17 protein-coding genes are annotated in these 16,494 nt (G+C 65.2%); 12 read left to right on the top strand and 5 right to left on the bottom strand.

Annotation, left to right across the window (positions count from 1 at the left end):
* Positions 1-6 precede the first annotated feature (6 nt).
* On the top strand, positions 7-1,026 hold the full coding sequence (locus DQP56_RS01550; RefSeq protein ID WP_133258875.1) for an oxygenase: 1,020 nt from the start codon (positions 7-9) through the stop codon (positions 1,024-1,026).
* A gap of 20 nt (positions 1,027-1,046) precedes the next feature.
* On the opposite strand, the gene DQP56_RS01545 is transcribed toward DQP56_RS01550, so the two are convergent.
* Positions 1,047-1,631: a TetR family transcriptional regulator gene (locus tag DQP56_RS01545; protein WP_112683236.1), complete on the bottom strand. Its 585-nt coding sequence runs from the start codon at positions 1,629-1,631 to the stop codon at positions 1,047-1,049.
* Between the two features lie 92 nt (positions 1,632-1,723).
* On the opposite strand from DQP56_RS01545, the gene DQP56_RS01540 reads away from it, so the two are divergent.
* From DQP56_RS01540 to DQP56_RS01530, 3 genes are all read left to right on the top strand, one after another.
* Positions 1,724-2,809 carry a DUF1214 domain-containing protein gene (locus DQP56_RS01540; protein ID WP_112683235.1) on the top strand — a complete coding sequence of 362 codons (1,086 nt, stop codon included), beginning with the start codon at positions 1,724-1,726 and terminating at the stop codon, positions 2,807-2,809.
* Complete coding sequence (locus DQP56_RS01535) at positions 2,806-3,981, top strand: sulfotransferase family protein (protein WP_112683234.1); 1,176 nt, start codon at positions 2,806-2,808, stop codon at positions 3,979-3,981. The genes DQP56_RS01540 and DQP56_RS01535 overlap by 4 nt, the downstream gene beginning before the upstream one ends.
* A 200-nt stretch (positions 3,982-4,181) precedes the next feature.
* The gene (locus DQP56_RS01530; RefSeq protein WP_165824852.1) at positions 4,182-5,234 is read left to right on the top strand and encodes a spirocyclase AveC family protein; all 1,053 of its coding nucleotides are present in this window, start codon (positions 4,182-4,184) and stop codon (positions 5,232-5,234) included.
* A 12-nt stretch (positions 5,235-5,246) separates the two neighbouring features.
* On the opposite strand, the gene DQP56_RS01525 is transcribed toward DQP56_RS01530, so the two are convergent.
* Together DQP56_RS01525 and DQP56_RS01520 are read right to left on the bottom strand one after the other, a co-directional pair.
* Positions 5,247-5,837: a TetR family transcriptional regulator gene (locus DQP56_RS01525; RefSeq protein ID WP_112683233.1), complete on the bottom strand. Its 591-nt coding sequence runs from the start codon at positions 5,835-5,837 to the stop codon at positions 5,247-5,249.
* 99 nt (positions 5,838-5,936) lie between these two features.
* Positions 5,937-6,857, bottom strand: a complete 921-nt coding sequence (locus DQP56_RS01520; protein ID WP_112683232.1) for a TIGR03619 family F420-dependent LLM class oxidoreductase — start codon at positions 6,855-6,857, stop codon at positions 5,937-5,939.
* A 207-nt stretch (positions 6,858-7,064) separates the two neighbouring features.
* Here DQP56_RS01520 and DQP56_RS01515 point away from each other — a divergent pair, with 207 nt between their 5' ends.
* From DQP56_RS01515 to DQP56_RS01500, 4 genes are all read left to right on the top strand, one after another.
* The gene (locus DQP56_RS01515) at positions 7,065-7,430 is read left to right on the top strand and encodes a DUF4286 family protein (protein ID WP_112683231.1); all 366 of its coding nucleotides are present in this window, start codon (positions 7,065-7,067) and stop codon (positions 7,428-7,430) included.
* Between the two features lie 71 nt (positions 7,431-7,501).
* Positions 7,502-9,658, top strand: coding sequence for an acyl-CoA dehydrogenase family protein (locus DQP56_RS01510; protein WP_112683230.1), 2,157 nt, complete (start codon positions 7,502-7,504; stop codon positions 9,656-9,658).
* An 11-nt stretch (positions 9,659-9,669) separates the two neighbouring features.
* Positions 9,670-10,806, top strand: a complete 1,137-nt coding sequence (locus DQP56_RS01505) for a thiolase C-terminal domain-containing protein (protein WP_112683229.1) — start codon at positions 9,670-9,672, stop codon at positions 10,804-10,806.
* Positions 10,803-11,216, top strand: a complete 414-nt coding sequence (locus DQP56_RS01500) for a Zn-ribbon domain-containing OB-fold protein (RefSeq protein WP_112683228.1) — start codon at positions 10,803-10,805, stop codon at positions 11,214-11,216. The genes DQP56_RS01505 and DQP56_RS01500 overlap by 4 nt, the downstream gene beginning before the upstream one ends.
* A 121-nt stretch (positions 11,217-11,337) precedes the next feature.
* Here the strand turns inward: DQP56_RS01500 and DQP56_RS01495 are convergent, their stop codons facing one another.
* Positions 11,338-11,811, bottom strand: a complete 474-nt coding sequence (locus tag DQP56_RS01495) for a Zn-ribbon domain-containing OB-fold protein (protein WP_112683227.1) — start codon at positions 11,809-11,811, stop codon at positions 11,338-11,340.
* Positions 11,812-12,016: 205 nt separating this feature from the next.
* On the opposite strand from DQP56_RS01495, the gene DQP56_RS01490 reads away from it, so the two are divergent.
* The 4 genes from DQP56_RS01490 (at position 12,017) to DQP56_RS01475 (ending at position 15,670) form a co-directional block, all read left to right on the top strand.
* On the top strand, positions 12,017-12,298 hold the full coding sequence (locus DQP56_RS01490; RefSeq protein WP_133258874.1) for a fibronectin-binding protein: 282 nt from the start codon (positions 12,017-12,019) through the stop codon (positions 12,296-12,298).
* 122 nt (positions 12,299-12,420) lie between these two features.
* Positions 12,421-13,725: a cytochrome P450 gene (locus DQP56_RS01485; protein ID WP_234825442.1), complete on the top strand. Its 1,305-nt coding sequence runs from the start codon at positions 12,421-12,423 to the stop codon at positions 13,723-13,725.
* Positions 13,726-14,955: a CaiB/BaiF CoA transferase family protein gene (locus DQP56_RS01480; protein WP_112683225.1), complete on the top strand. Its 1,230-nt coding sequence runs from the start codon at positions 13,726-13,728 to the stop codon at positions 14,953-14,955. It abuts the gene before it with no gap.
* 16 nt (positions 14,956-14,971) lie between these two features.
* A complete protein-coding gene (locus tag DQP56_RS01475; protein WP_112683224.1) occupies positions 14,972-15,670 on the top strand; it encodes a TetR/AcrR family transcriptional regulator in 699 nt (232 codons plus the stop codon).
* Between the two features lie 8 nt (positions 15,671-15,678).
* Here the strand turns inward: DQP56_RS01475 and DQP56_RS01470 are convergent, their stop codons facing one another.
* A complete protein-coding gene (locus DQP56_RS01470) occupies positions 15,679-16,494 on the bottom strand; it encodes an SDR family NAD(P)-dependent oxidoreductase (protein ID WP_112683223.1) in 816 nt (271 codons plus the stop codon).

The raw sequence follows: 16,494 nt of genomic DNA, 5'->3' as shown, positions 1-16,494 counted from the left end.
ATCGCCATGACCACAAGTGTTGTGCCGCAACACACCAAAGCCCCTTCGCGATTCCGTCCCGGCGAATTCGCTCTGCGCGACACCTGGATACCGCTGGTGCACGCATTGCGGGTGGGTCGGCGACCGGTGCGCCGCGCGATGCACGGGGCGCCGGTGATCCTATGGCGAGACGGAGACCGGATTCGGGCCACCGAAGACCTGCCGGGTACCCCGCCGGACCGTCGTCGGTGCGGAGAACTCACGCACGGAACCGGTGAATACCTCACCGCCCTGCGGTACGGATACTGCTGGGTGTGGTACGGCGATCCCGGTAATGCGTCGCCGGATCTCATCCCGCAGATCCCGCATCTACCCATGGACGGGATGCCCGTACGATTCCAGGGCAACGTGGTGTTCGACTGCACCTACGAACTGGTCGCCGAGAACCTGCTCGACTTGACGCACGCGGACTTCCTGCATTCCAAACTCACCGGCGACGCACTATCCGAAGATGATGTGGTGGAAGTGGAGTCAACCTCTGAGGTCGTGACCATGGTCCGGACCGCCCACGGCCGTCCTATCCCCGATGCGCAGCGCCCGTTCGTCAAAGGCGCCAAGACCCAGAACATCCGGGTCGTCACCGTCACTCACGTGCGCAGTGGGTTGTGCATCCTGCATGGGGACTTCAACCCCGGCATGTCGATGCGCATGCTGCACCCCTGCAATCCCGAGACAGCCACCCGGACAAGGACCCCCGTCAGCTACAACCCACAGCATCTGCCCTGGCTGGCCCGTCAGCTGTTCCCGCTGACCTCCCACGTGGTCGGTCGCCAGGACAACTGGGCGGTGCGCAAGCAGAACGCGAACTATGTGGACGTCGACGACAAGCGGGACCTCAGCTCGCGATTCGACAAGGCCGGTCTGCGATACCGCAAGGTCTACTCCGCGCTGGTGGCACGGCAGCAGGCCGGTGACTACTCCTATCTGGAGGACGGCGATCCGGCGCGCGACATCAGCGACATATTGGGTATCAACGGGCGCGCATGAGCGTGCCGTGCGAGCAATAGCTAACGAAACGACACGGACGTCAACGCCCGGTGCACGCGGTCGGGCAGGCTTCCGCCATGGCGCAGCCAGTCGTCGAGCGCGATACGGACGGATGTCATGGCCAGCGCGCCGATCAGCCTGGGCCGTGGATCATCGGGGGGAGGATCTGATAGCCGCGGAGCGATCAGTTCGGCGATCGCGTTTTCGTAACCGACGTAGATCTGCAGCGTCCATGCGTTAAGCGTTGGTGAGGACCGGGTCAGCGTGGCCAATTCCTTGATTTGGTCGCTGATCTCGGCGAACCCGGCGGCCAGGTCGGCGAAGGCGGCCAGCACGGCGTCCTGTGCGGACAGTCCGGGGGGTTGAGCGGCGATCGCTGCGGTGATCAGGTCCAGCCAGCGGCGGGTCATCCCCTCGGATACGGCGTCTTCTTTGGAGCTGAAGTACCGGAAGAAGGTGGCGCGGCCAATCCCGGCGGCGCTGGCGATTTGTTCGACGGTGGTCTTGGCGAGGCCGTTCTCGCTGACCTGATGTGCCGCGGCGTCGGCGATTCGTTCCCGGGTGGCCTTGCGTTTACGGACATTGACCGCAACCTGCTGAGACATGGTCTCACTGTAACCCTGCCGCCGAGACGGGAATCGGGATATAATGAGACATCGTCTCATTTTCCCGCCGGCAGTGCGAGAGGACACCTGATATGGAAACCAGCTGGGCGCCAGAGGCTTTGGAGGGATGGTCGTTTGTCCAAAAGGTTCTTGGCGATATCACCGAGGCTGTGAAGGCCGATGCCCAGAACGAGCGCGAGTTACTCGAAGGGTTGCGCGTCGTCGCGCGGGCCGCCGCGCTGTGTTCGGAACTGTCCGTCGACGCCGACCCCGACGCACCGTGGTTCTTCGATATGTGCACGCCCGCTCGGATGATCGGCGGGCCCAATCCCGACGGCAGGTACTACCTGGCGATGATTCGCGGGGACCGCGCCTACCGGGTCACGGGCCGGCGCGGTAGCACCGCGTATCTGGGCCTGCAGGTGCTGGCCGGCGTCGGGATGACACCACGACGAATGGGCGCCTACGTCAGCGATCACGACCTCCGGCTCGACGCGGGGGAGTTCGCGTTGGTGTTCTCGGCCACCGAGCCGCCGGCAGACCAGCTCGACGGCGCCCAGTGGATTCCGATACCCGAGGATTCGTCCTCGATCGTGGTGCGCGAGTACATCGGCGACGCCGCGACAGAGAAGCCCGCGACGCTGGATATCCAGCCGATCGGCGACGCGCAGGCACGGCCGATCTCGGATGCCGAACTGGCCGAACAGTTCACGTCGATGGCCTGGACCATCGTCAAGCTCTCGACACTGCACCGGACCATCAAACCCGAACTGCTGACCGAGTCGAACACCCTGCACACCGCGCAGGCCGCCGACCTGGGTGCCGCCGACACCACGCCGGACAACCTGTACATGATCGGCACGTTCGCGCTGGAACCGGACCAGTCGCTGGTCTTGGAGTTCGAACCGCCCGACACCCGGTACTGGAATGTCACCCTGGAAAACATCTGGCACGAGTGCCTGGAGCCGCGGCGTCGACACAGCTCGGTGACGGACAAAGGCGTTGAACCCGACGCCGACGGGCAAGTTCGTATCGCCGTCGGCGCCAAAGACTTTGGCCACGGACACTGGCTGGACACCGGCGGGCGCCACCGCGGCTTCGTGATTCTGCGGTGGCTGGACAACCCGCAGCCGCCAAAGGTGCGTGTCGGTCTGCGCAGTGAAGGGGCGAAGCCATGAGTGCGAGCGAACGCCTGGTTCCCGACCGCTTGATAGAACAGGCCTGCGGTCTGGCGGGCAGCGATGACTTCGGCGAGGACCAGACCTGGCGAGGCGGGCTGGAGCGCCTGGTGCACGACCTGATCAACGAGGCACGACTGTCCGATCTGGGAGTGGAGATCGCGGCCGCAGACGTGCTGATGGCGCTGGCCAACCGGCTGCACATCACCGGGTGGCGCAGTGCCCACCCCGAAGTCGCCGAACAGCAGATCCGCCAACCGATCGTCATCGTCGGCCAGCCGCGCACCGGCACCACCATCCTCTACGACCTGCTCGCCCAGGACCCGCAGCTGCGGCCACCGCTGACCTGGGAGGTCGATCGGCCGTTCCCGGTGCCCGACCCCGAGACCTACCAGACCGACCCGCGGATCGCCGAGACCCAGGCCAGCATCGATCTGGCCGAGCAGCTCATGCCCGGCTTCCAGACGTTCCACCCGATGGGGGCGCTCGTCGGGCAGGAATGCGTGCGGATGACCGCCGGACAGTTCTGCAGCATGATCTTCTCCGTCCAATACCGCCTGCCGAACTACTACAAATGGCTGCTGTACGACGCCGATCACCGCGAGGCATACCGCTATCACCGGCAATTCCTGCAGCACTTGCAGTCCGGTGTTGCGGGACAGTGGCTGCTCAAGTCGCCGGCCCATCTGTGGCAGCTCGACGTTCTGGTGCGGGAGTACCCTGACGCGCTGATCGTCCAGACCCACCGCGATCCCCTCAACGTGATCTCCTCGGTCAGTGCGCTCACCGCTCACCTGCGGCGGATGGCATCGGACGACCCTGGCATCCAGGAGGCCGCCGCCCAATCCCGGGAGGAGATCGTCGTCGGGCTGGAACGTGAAATGAAGTTCCGCGACAGCGGCGCGTTGCCGCCGGGCCGGGTGGTGGATGTCCGTTTCGCCGACTTCATGCGCGATCCGTTCGCCACCATCAGAGATATCTACGACAAACTGGACCGCGAATTGCCGGCGAGCACCGAGCAGCGGATGCGCGATTATCTCGCCTCACATCCCGGCGACGGCGGCGGCAGCCGCTACACCTGGGCCGACACCGGTCTGGACGCGGCGGCCGTGCGCGATCAGGTTGCGGCGTACCAGGACCGTTACGGCGTCCCAACCGAGACGCTCAAATGAATTGTTCGGGTCGGTCGATTCCCTGCGCTTCTCCACCTGTGGGCGCGCGAGCCTAACGATTGGCGTGGCCCGCCGGCACCGTGGTCTACGAGATCGACCAGGCCCAGGTGGTTATCCATGCGCCACTTCGACCATTGACAATATGACAGTGAACTGCCATCTTTGGGCAACCGTCAATGCGCCGAAGAGGAGTCGTAGCGGTGACAGATCTCAAGAGCAGTGGCGACTTCAGCGAAGTCGAGCCGGCCATCGCCGGGCAGACGCAGATCAAAACCATTAGGCCGGTGCTATTTTGGTCGACGGTCGGCGCGATTTGCGTCGTCCTGGCCGCAGGTATTTACATTTCGTGGATCGTGTCCGGAAACGCCACGCCGGTCGATCCGGGGCCTGACCCGATCCCTGGGGGCAGCCGGATCGCGATCCTGGCCTTCCAGATCGCGTGTCCCATCCTCGCGGTGGCCACCATCGTCTATGTCGTTGGCAAGAGCCTGCGTGAGCGTCAACTGTGCGTCGAGGCGGCCATCGTGATCGGGTCGGCGATCGCGTGGTGGCACGATCCCCTGATCAACTGGTTCCAGCCCGTGCTGTTCTACAACGCCGGCATGGTCAACTTCGGCAACTGGACCGAGAACATTCCGGGCTGGCTGAGCCCGGACGGGCGGCTGATGGCCGAACCCGTGCTGATGATCGGCATGGTCTACATCTGGATGCCGCTGGTCATGGGCAAGATCGCGTTTTGGGGCATGACCCGCGCCCGCAAACGCCGGCCGGCCCTGGCGCCGGTTCGCACCTTCTGCTGCGGGTGGTTGGCGGTCTTCATCCTCGAGTTTCCACTGGAGATCTTCGCCGTGCACCACCGCGTTGTCGGCTACCCCGCCACCATCCCCGCCGTCACGTTATGGGCCGGACAGACCGTTCAGCTGCCGTTCTACGGCCCGGTGCTGTGGTCCCTGGTGCTCAGCTCCAGTGGCGCTCTGATGTTCTTCCGGAACAAGCGCGGCCAGATCCGCGTCGAAAGCGGCATCGAAACTCTCCGGGCCGGCGCGCGAACCAAGTCCCTGCTCCGAGTGCTGGCGGTCACCGGGTTCCTGCACGTGATGGCGATCGGCGCCTATGACGTGCCGGTCAACTTCGCCGGGCTATACGCCGGGCCGACCGACACGTACCCGAGTTACCTGCGCACCCAATTCTGCGGACCGGACACGCCCCGGCCCTGCCCGGACGGCACCAGGTTCGATGACCCGCGGGGATGACAGTCAGCGCGATCACTTCAGCACAGCCGGCAGGGCGGCGAACTGTTGGCGGATAAGATCATCCAGCGCCTGGCCGGACGTCGCGAGCCATTGGTTGACCGCCCGCTCGACGAGGAGCATACCGACGGCCGCCAGCAGCCGGCACTCGTCGTCGGGTGCCGGTAAGCCTCGCCGCTGGGCCACCACGTTCGCGATGGTCTCGGCATTCGCCTCGTGGTTCTTCGTCTCCCGGCCCACCAGCACCAACGACGACGTCACCGCCTCGCGGTACTGCGCGATGCGTTTGCGGATCCGTTTGAGCCCGGGCGCCAGCAGGGCATAGGAGTTCAGCAGCGCCTCGTAGTCGGACACCGATTCGGGCTGGGCCAGGAAAACTCTGCTGGCGGCTTCGGTGAAGTCGTACTCACCGAAGAACAGCACCGATTCCTTGGTCGGGAAGTACCGGAAGAAGGTCCGAGGCGAGACGCCCGCGCTCTGGGCGATCTCGTCGGTGGTGGTGTGGTCATAGCCGTTGGCGCTGAACAGGTTCAGCGCGGCCTCCAGGAGTGCCGTCCGGGTCCGGTCCGCATGTTCGCTTCGTGGTGACCGGTCACCGCGTGCCATCGGCCATCCTCCTCGACCTCGTCGGTTGTGTTGACATTACAACGGCAGCGCATGCTCAGGCGCTCGTCGACTGGTGGCGATCCGGTCGCGCGATGGCATTCAATCCACCTTGGGGATGACCTCTTCGGCCACCCACTGCATGTGGTCGAGGTAGGCGTTGACATCGTTCAACGGCGGCGGATTGACCCAGGTGTCGGTCACTCCGGCTTCGGCGAGCCTGCCGCAACTGTCGATCACCTGTTGTGCGCTCTGGCCGAACTGCGCATGCGGATCGTTGACGACGGCGTGCTCCTGGCCGACCGACAGCATCGCCAGACTGTAGAACACCGAGAACGGCCGGTCGTCGAATCCCGGCTGGGACCGCAGATAGTCCATCTTGGCGGGCAATTCCGCCGGCTTGGTCAGCCACGGCGCCCATCCGTCGCCGAAGCGGGCCGCCCGGCGCAGCACGGCATCGGCGTCTCCGCCCATCCATAAGACCGGGTGCGGGTTGCTGATCGGCTTGGGCCCGAAGGCGATGTCGCTGAATTTCACGAATTCGCCGTCGAAGCTCGGCGTAGCGCTGTGCCACAGCTCAAACATCGCTGCGAGGCACTCGTCGGCCAGCCGGCCCCGTTTGGTGAACGGGACACCGACCGCGTCGTACTCCTCCTTGAGCCAGCCGACTCCCACCGTGACCTGCGCCCGGCCACCGCTGAACCAGTCCAGCGTTGCGATGGCTTTGGCGGCCACGACGGGATTGTGTAACGGCAGAATAGTCACCATCGAGCCGATGGTGATCCTCGACGTCGCGCCGGCGATGAAGGCCTGAGCGGTGGTGGCGTCGAAGTAGTGGTTGCCCGAGAGCTCCAGGTGTGTTGTCGGCGTCAGGAAGTGCTCGGGCAAGAACACCATCGAGTAGCCGAGTTGCTCCGCGGTCTGCGCGACGCGGGCGATGTCTTGGCCGGTGAGGCTGTGCTCCCAGGGCTGGGTGATCGCGGCGACGTTCATACAGTTCGGCAGGTACACAGTGAATCTCATTACGCGCCTTCCGGTTCGAAGACCCGGTGCCCGCGCGGCGAATCCGGAACCGACGGCAGCCGAGACCGTGGTCCGCAACACTATGACAGTTCACTGTCAGTCGTCAACCGATTCGACGTTGCGACGGCACCCGCGTTGACCGTGACAGTCAACTGTCATAATGTGACGTCGACGTGCTTGACGAACCCGCTCGGAAAGGCGTGTGGAGTGGCCGAGAATCTCTTCCTTGTGCTCACCAACCCTGTGCCGGGGCAGGACGAGGTTTTCAACCAGTGGTACGACACTGCGCATGTGCCGGAGGTTCTCGACGTGCCCGGCGTCGTCGCCGCGCAACGCTACGACCTCTGCGAGCTCACCGTGCCCGAGGACGAGGATCTGCCGGCGGTGTTGCCGCCGCCGAGCCACCGCTACCTGGTGGTTTACGAACTGGACCGCGATCCTGACACGGTGATGTCGGAGTTCCTCAAACGTGTGATGGCGGGCAAGATGTCGTTGCACGAAACGCTGGACCTCACCACCGTCTCGATGACGGGCTGGAAGCCCCGCGGCCCGCGCCGGGTGGCTGATCAGTAGTGGGCGACCTGCTGGCCTTCATGCGGTACGGCAACACCCGGTGACAACCTGACGAGAATGGAGTATTCCAAATGCCATTGGCAATAACTGAAGATCACCGTGCACTTGCCGACGTGGCCAAGGCGATGGTGGCCGGGCGTGCAGGGACAGCGGGTGCCCGCCGCATCCTGCTCGATACGCAGACCAGGGGTCGCTGGTGGCGCGATGACGGGCTGTGGAAAGAAATCGTCTCCACCGGGTGGCTGGGCCTGCACATCGAGGAGCGGTTCGGCGGGCAGGGCTACGGCCTGCCCGAGCTGGCCGTCGTCATGGAGCAACTCGGCCGCGCGGCCATCGGCGGACCATTCCTGCCGACGGTGGCGGTGTCGGCGGTCATCGCCGAGGCCGGCACCGACGAGCAGCGCGAGCGGTGGCTGCCGCGCCTGGTGTCCGGCGATGCGGTGGCCGGGATAGCAGCTGCCACGTCCAGCGGTGTGGAGCGGAGCGATTCGGGTGTCTCTGCCGACACCGTCGCCGCGCTGGGCGAACCGGACGCCGACGTGTTCCTTGTTCCGATCGGAGACGATCTGGTGTTGGTCGAGGCCGGCGACGCCGTCACCGCGTCCCGCACCGAGGCCCTCGACCTGCTGATGCTGCCGGTCACTGTTGTCGGGTTGAAGTCGGCGCCCATCGCCGACGTCCTGCCGGGCGCCGCAGGGGCGGCCGCCCGGATCGTGCGCCTGCTCGCGGCCGCCGAGGCGGTCGGGGGCCTGGCGGCGTGCACCGAGATGGCGACGACCTATGCGACCGCGCGCGAGCAGTTCGGCCGACCGATCGGCTCGTTCCAGGCCGTCAAGCATCACTGCGCGAACATGCTGGTCGACACCGAACTGGCGGCGGCGGTCACCTGGGATGCCGCCCGGGCACACGGGCCGGAGGCCGAGCTGGCTGTCACGATGGCGGCAGGCCATGTCCTGCCCGCCTACCAGCGGGTCGCGCTGCAGAACGTGCAGGTGCACGGCGGCATCAGCTACACCTGGGAGCACGACGCGCACCTCTACGTCCGGCGGGCGACGGTGTTGCTGACCTTCGTCGATGGACCGGAGGCGTTGCGCGACCAGGTCATCGAACTACAGGGCGGCGGGTTGCGGCGGCGCCACACCGTGGACCTGCCACCGGAGGCCGAGCAATACCGGCGGGCCGCACAGGAATTCCGCGACGAACTCGCGCGAACGGACAACGCCGGACGGCAACGGCTTTGGGCGCGTAGCGGTTATCTGGAGCCGCACTGGCCCCGACCGTACGGGCGGGGCGCCGACTCTATCGAGCAACTCGTCATCGAGGAGGTGCTGCAGGGCCTCGACAAGCCGAGCCTCGGACTCGGCGAATGGGTGGTGCCCACGCTGCTGCAGCACGGTAACGCCGAACAGCTCCAGCGCTTGGTCTGGCCCAGCCTGGAAGGCGAGCTGCGCTGGTGCCAGTTGTTCAGCGAGCCCGGTGCCGGTTCGGATGCCGCGGCGGTGGCGACCAAGGCCACCAGGGCCGACGACGGGTGGGTGGTGACCGGGCAGAAGGTGTGGACCAGTGACGCGATGAAATGCCAGCGCGGGCTGGCCACCGTGCGCACCGATCCGAACGTGCCCAAGCACAAGGGCATCACGATGCTGATCGTCGACCTCGCGGCGCCGGGAGTGGAAATCCGCCCCCTCACGGAGATCACCGGCGAGACCCTGTTCAACGAGGTGTTCTTCGACGGAGTCTTCGTGCCCGACCGCGACGTGCTCGGCGCCGTCAACGCCGGGTGGGGTGTGGCGATGGCGACCTTCGGCAATGAACGGGTCTCCATCGGCGGTGGTTCGGTGACGATAGTCGCCGAGGAACTGATCGAGCTGTTGGCACGCTACCGCGCCGGCGACCAGGGCTTGGCGCGCGACGCCGGAGCCTTGCTCATCGAGGCGTATGCGCTTGCGGCGCTGAATCTTCGGCAGGCAGCACGGGCCGTCTTCGATACCGGCCCCGGGATCGAGGGAAACATCGCGAAGCTCTTCGGCGCCGAACACGCCCAACGTGTCGCGGAACTGGCGCTGCGCATCGCCGGTCCGGCCGTACTGACCGGCGCTGAGGCCAAAATCCCACACGACTACCTGTTCAGTCGCTGCCTGACCATCGCGGGCGGCACGTCGGAGATCCTGCGAAACCTGGTCGCTGAGCGCATTCTCGGCCTACCGCGCGAACCGGCGCCGAAATAGAGGAGGGCCAGATGACCTGTGCCATCGTCGGAATCGGGCGCACCACCTATACCCGCAGTTCTGGTCGCACCACCCGGGGCATGGCGGTGGCCGCGTGCCGGGACGCGATCGCCGACGCCGGGCTGACACCGGGCGATATCGACGGGATCTGCACCTACATGGTCAACGACTCCGAGCAGCCGATCTTCGTCGGATGGGCACTGGGCATCGACGAGTTGGCTTGGGCCAATGCCATGTACGGCGGTGGCAACCTGGTCGCCGACCAGATCGCCACCGCCGCAGCAGTGATCGAGGCCGGGATGTGCAAGGCGGTACTCGTTTACCGAGCGCTCAACGGCCGGTCGGGCTACCGCTTCGGGCACGTCGACGGGCCGACGCAGGTACCGCATCACGACCAATTCGACACTGCGTCGGGGTTCATGGTGCCGCCACAATGGTTCGCGATGTGGGCCCGCAGGCATCAGCATGAGTACGGCTCGACGTGCGAGGACCTCGGGCAGATCGCGATCACGCAGCGCCGCCACGCCGGTCCCAATGAGCATGCGCTACGCCGCGAGCCGCTCACCATGGACGACTACCTGGCGGCCCGCTGGATCAACGAGCCGTTTCGGGTGCTGGATTGCACGTCGGAGGTGGACGGTGCGGTGGCGATCCTGATCGTCGGTGAGGACATCGCCCGCAATACGAAGGCACCGCCGATATGGCTGGTCGGATCGTCGAATTCTCAAGGCGGCGCCGGCTGGACAGAATGGGACGATCCCACCGAAATGTATTCGCGCACGGCGGGTCCGAAGATCTGGAATAGGACGGGACTCACACCGGCCGACATGGACGTCGCGTGTATGTACGACTGCTTCACCTACACCGTGATGGCCACTCTGGAGGGCTTTGGATTCTGTGAAAAGGGGGAGGTCGGCAAGTTCTTCTCCACCGGCCGCGCCAGCTACGGCGGCGACGTGGTGGTCAATCCGCATGGCGGCCTGCTTTCCGAGGGCTACATCCACGGCTTGAATCACCATTACGAGGCGGTGCTGCAACTGCGCCATGCCGCGGGTGTACGTCAGGTGGACGACGCACAGCTCGCGCTGGTGACCGCGGGTGGCGGACCCTTCGGCGGCGCGAACGTCTACAGCAGGGAGAAGCTATGACCAATCCCGCGCTACTACTGCCTCCCATTCCGGTTGCGGACCCTGACACCGCGCCGTACTGGGAGGGCCTCAAGAACGGCAAGCTGATGTTGTGCCGCTGCGACGACACCGGCAAGTGGATCCACCCGCCGCTGGAACGCAGCCGGTTCACCGGCGGTCCCGTTCACTTCGAGCAAGTCAGCGGCGAGGGCACCATCTTCAGCTACATCGTGGTCCGCCAGGCGCTCGTTCCAGGCCGGGTGCCCCCGTACGTCGTCGGCCTCGTCGAACTGGCCGAGCAACCGGGCTTGCGGATCAACGCCGTCATCGACGCCGATCCCGCCGATGTCCGGATCGGACAGCGGGTAGCGCTGCGCATCGTCGACCTTGGGGAAAGCGGTTACCGCATCCCCGAATTCGTCATCACATAACGGCACGGTGAGCAGTCAGCTCGTCCTCTTGCGCGAGCGTGCATGTCTGTACACCGACCCGCCGCAAAAGGTGGCATTTTGCGCACCCTCACGGTCAGGGTGAGCGGTTGTCGGGAGTTGATTACGCGGCCGTGACGGGGCGGAACAGCGGCAGCCACACCCGGCTGTCATCCTCGCCCGACATCGCGGTCCAATCTTCGAAGAACACCTCAACCGGCATGCCGATGTTGATCTGTTCCGGGGAGACATCGACAACATTGGAAATCAGCCGGACATCGTTCTCTTCGGCAAGAGTGACCATTGCGACGATGTAGGGCGGCTCGTAGCCGGGAATCCACGCTTGCCGATTGACGGTGTAGGCGGCGACGGTGGCCCGCCCGGACACCGGCTCCGGAGCCACATCGGTGCTCCGGCACCGCCAGCACGCCGGGGCCGGCGGATGAAAGAAATGTTCGCAGCTCTGGCAGCGGAAGATCAGCAACTCATCACGTTCGCCGCCGGTCCAGAACGGTTTCGATTCGGCCGTCGGACTCGGCGCCAATCGCAGCTGCGGCCGTTGGTACGCCGACTGGTCGAGCTGGGCCTCAGCGGGCATGTGACCGTTCCGATCCGAGGAGAGCGATAAGACCGGTAATGCTCATGTAGGTGAACCTCCTTGTGTCCGAGGGAGTGCAGGCCGACGGGTGGGTGCGTGACGGGCGCTTCTCGCCTGCCACAATACGGCTCGCTCGGGGGGCGTCCAAGTCTTCTCGACCCCGCGTTCTCCGCCGGTGCTCGGTGTCTTGGTTTACGCTACCGACATGGTCCCGCTGAAGAAGGCAGTGATTGCCGGCATCGGCACGATCGTGGTGGGGCTTGGAGTCGCCGCCCCCGCCGCTGCCGATCCAGTGGACGACCCATGCCAATTCGCTGCCACCTTCTTGTGCAGATTGATGCCCACCGCACCAGATCTCGACCATGACATCGACCTCACCCAGGGCTCGGCGGTGGTCAACGGCCAGCCACTTCCCGAGATGCCGGCAGACGGCCAGCATCGGGAAGACGCGCCACCGGTCGACATATGCGCCAACGGCTGTGTGTAGCTGACGGGTTCCACGTCGCCACCGAGAGGCCGTTCAGGGCCTCTGCCGGGACGCGGTCGCCTTCTCCGTTCGCGTCTGCATCGGCGGACTCGTTGTTCAGACACAGGACAAGAGCCGGAAATGTGACCCGAGTCTCGACTTGCCCACCCCCTGCTGATACTGTCTCCGGCAGCAGTCGCAATACTGAGTCTATTCGCCCGACAAATCGCATGATGGGAGGGGCTGGCGTGACCACTGTGGAAAACCGTGCCGACAGCTGTCCGGTGCTGAACTTCGACTACACGGCGGTCAAGCCGGCGGGCACCTGGATGCAGACGTACGACGAGTTGCGGGCGAAATTTCCCTGGTTCCGCAACGAGTTCGGCCCCGGCTTCTGGACGGTGGTGAACTACGAGGGAATTCTGCAGATCATGCAGAACCCCGAGGTGTTCTCCAACAGCGTCGTCACCGCTCTCGATCCTGAGCCGCAATACAAGTGGATCCCGGAGATGCTTGACGGTGACGAGCACAAGCAGTGGCGCAATCAACTCGGACCGCTGTTCGCGCCGAAGGCGGTGGAGCGTCTCGAAGGCACCATCCGTCAGCGAGCGGCCGATCTGATCGACGCGTTCGTCGACCGGGGATCGTGTGACTTCATGGCCGAATTCGCCCAGCGTTTCCCGACCACAATCTTTCTTGAACTGATGGGGCTGCCCGTCGACGAGCTTGATCAGTTCATGGAATGGGAACATGCCATCCTGCACGGCGATCTCGGCAGCGAAAGTGGTCAGCAGAAGCAGATCGAGGCGATGATGGCGGTGATGGGCCGGTTCTGGGAGATCATCGTCGAGCGGCGCGCGGAGCCTCGCGACGACATCGTCAGTAAGGCACTGGAATACGAGATCGACGGTGAGCCCGTCTCGGACGCTGACCTGCTGTCGTTCTGTCTGCTGATGTTCATGGCCGGACTGGACACCGTTTCGGTCACCTTGGGCTGGATCTTTTTGCATCTGGCCCGCAATGACAGCGACCGAGAACGGATTCTCGCCGATCCGGGCGTCGTCAACTCCGCAGTAGAGGAATTCCTGCGAGCTTACGCGATCGTGATACCTGCCCGAAAAGTTGTCAAAGACATCGAGATTCAGGGATGCCCGATGAAGGCCGGCGACATGGTCAACATTCCGTTGATCGCCGCTACCCGCGATGAGGCAGCATTTCCTGATGCCAAGACAGTGGACATCACCCGAAAACCCAATCGTCATATCGCTTTTGGGGCCGGACCGCACCGCTGCCTCGGATCACACCTGGCACGGCTCGAGCTGCAGATCGCGATGCAGGAGTGGCACAAGCGAATTCCCAACTACCGGGTGGCCGATGGCGCCGAACTGCAGGAAAGCGGCGGCCAGCTCGGATTGAACTCGCTGCCACTGGAATGGGGCGTGGGTTAAATGCGCAAACCCATGACCGGCGTCCGGGTCCTCGAGGTCGCCCAGTTCACCTTCGTGCCGTCGGCCGGTGCCGTGCTCGCCGACTGGGGAGCCGACGTCATCAAGATCGAGAACCCGGTCACCGGGGACGCCCAACGCGGCTTGGTCAAGGTGCTGGGCCAGCTCGCCAGCAAGCCGGGATCCTCCTTCGCGCCGATCATGGAGGCACCCAACCGCGGGAAACGTAGCGTCGGGTTGTCGCTGACGCAAAGCGAAGCGCGTCCGGTGTTCGAAGAGCTCGTTCGGCGCAGCGATGTCTTCCTGACCAACTACCTGCCCAGCGCGCGCGCGAAACTGCGCATCGACGTCGACGAAATCCGACGGATCAACCCCGACATCATCTATGTCGCGGGTAGCGGATTCGGCTCCCAGGGCGCCGATCGCGACACCGGCGCCTACGATTCCACCGCCTTCTGGGCGCGCGGTGGCAGCGCCGACGGCGTCACCCCGCCGGATGCCGAGGTGCCCGCTTTCATGCCCGCCGGCGCGTACGGGGACAACATCGGGGGCATCACCATCGCCGGTGCGGTGGCTGCCGCCCTGTACGGGAGGCAGACGACCGGCGAATCCTCGGTCATCGACGTATCGCTGCTCGCGGTGGGCGCCTGGACCACCCAGTTCAGTGTCAATCTGGCAATGCTCTACGAGGGCCCGCTACCCAAGATCGAGCGGCGCACGCAGGCCCCGGGCAACCCGCTGACGGGTGCCTACCGCTGCTCCGACGGCCATTTCGTTCAGCTGTCGATGCTGCAGCCGACCCGGTACTGGTCGGGTTTCTGCCGGCTCTTCGGCCTCGACGATGCAGCTGACGATGAACGGTTCGCGTCGCTGGAGTCACTGGCGGCCCACGCCGACGAAGCGTATGCCCTGGTCGCCGGTGCTATCGGCAGCCGCACATTCGAGGAATGCAAGCGACTGCTGAATCAGTCCAGCGGTCAGTGGGCGCCGGTACAGGACGCTTGGGAGATCGCCAACGACGAGGCGCTGCTCGCCAACGGGCGCATCGTGGATGTGGTTGACGCGGAAGGTAATACGCAAAAGCTGGTGGCAAATCCGGTCAAATTCGACGAGGCGGCGCTGACGCTGACCCGGGCGCCGCAGTTCGCCGAGCACACCGACGACGTGCTGCGCGAGCTGGGTCTGGGCGACGAGGAGCTGATCGACCTGAAGATCGCCGGGGCGATCACCTAATGGCCAGATCGAAGCGATGACGGTTGCAGCCGAGATCTCCCCGGAAGACGGTACGGTCCGCGGTCGGCTGATCCTGGCTGCGGATGCCGAAATTGCCGAACACGGAATCACCGCGGTGCAGATGGAGGCGATTGCCCGCCGGGCGGGCGTTTCCCGGGCCACCGCGTTTCGTCAACTCGGCAGCATCTCCGAGGTGTTGGTCCAGGTCGCGTTGCTGCGTGCCCGGCGCCATGTGGCTGCGGTGGACGCGCTGATGGCCAAGCGTACCGGGACGTTCGCCAAGCTGGAGGCGGCGTTGATCTACACCGCCAGGGAACTGCCCACCGATCCGAGCATTTCGGCGTTGATCGCGCAGCATTCGACCTCGGTGCAAGACCCGAGGGTCCACGAGGTTGCCATGGGCGTGATCAGTCCGGTACTCGAGGAAGGTCGGCGCAACGGTGAAGTGCGCACCGACCTGCCGATCAGCGAACTTGTCGACTTCCTCGTTGAGCAAACCTATCTGGCCGCCGAAGATCTGGACCGGTCGGCAGACGTGGTGCGGCGCCGGTTCCGCCATTTCGTGGTCCCGGGACTGGAGGCACGGGGCAGTACTGGTGGTGAATTCCTTTCGCGCACCATAGAAGTAGAGCATGCTGTGGGCGTCGCGATCGAGGCGCTCGGTGATCTTGCCCGGCATTTTCATCGTGACGGTCCCGCCGGCACAGCCCCGTAGTGGCGCGGTCAGGCCGCGGGCCAGTCGCAGCCGGTCAACTCCGTGGAGAGCGCCCAGAGCCGTTGGGCACTGTCCGGATCTGTTGCCTTGGCGCGCAGCTTGGCCGGCTTGGGCTTACCCCATTGGTGCGCCAGCCCCCGCGGCGCGATGTAGGTGCCGTTGGGAAGGTCGGTATGGATCGCTTGAAGGGTCGAGCGTGCCCCGTCGGCAGGGCTTTGACCGATGTGTGGTGACACCGTTCGGCCCAGCCACTGCAGTAACGGTGAACCGTCGCGGGTGATCTCGGTGGCGACCATGCCGGGGTCCGCCGCGTACGCGGTGTGGCCACGCCGCACCAGTTCACGAACGAACAGCAGGCCGGCCAGCTTCGATTCTCCGTATGCCGCCCACGGCTGGTATCGCCGGCGGTTCCAGTTCAGGTCGTCGAGATGTAGTCGCGCAGCCGCGTAGTTACTGCTGGTGACCACTACCACACGATCCCGAATGCGATCACCCAACAGACAGGTGAGCGCGAAGTGGCCGAGGTGGTTGGTACCCATGTGCGCTTCGAATCCGTCTTTGGTACGGGTGAGGGGCAGACCGAGGACACCGGCGTTATTCACCAGGATATCCACGGAATCAACGGAATCCGCGAACGATCGAACGCTCGAGAGGTCGGCGAGGTCGAGATGGCGCACCTCGACGTCGCCGCCCATCGCGGCGGCGGCCTCCTGTCCTTTGCGCAGGGTACGGCACGCGATCAGCACCTGGTGGCCTTCGGCTGCGAGCGCAGTCGCCGTGGCCCGGCCCACCCCGCTGTTCGCGCCGGTGACGATGATCCGCAC

The organism is Mycolicibacter senuensis (assembly GCF_003284925.1).
GTDB lineage: Bacteria > Actinomycetota > Actinomycetes > Mycobacteriales > Mycobacteriaceae > Mycobacterium > Mycobacterium algericum_A.
The sequence above is the reverse complement of the archived record's forward strand: the minus strand, read 5'-3'. Positions and strand labels throughout refer to the sequence as shown.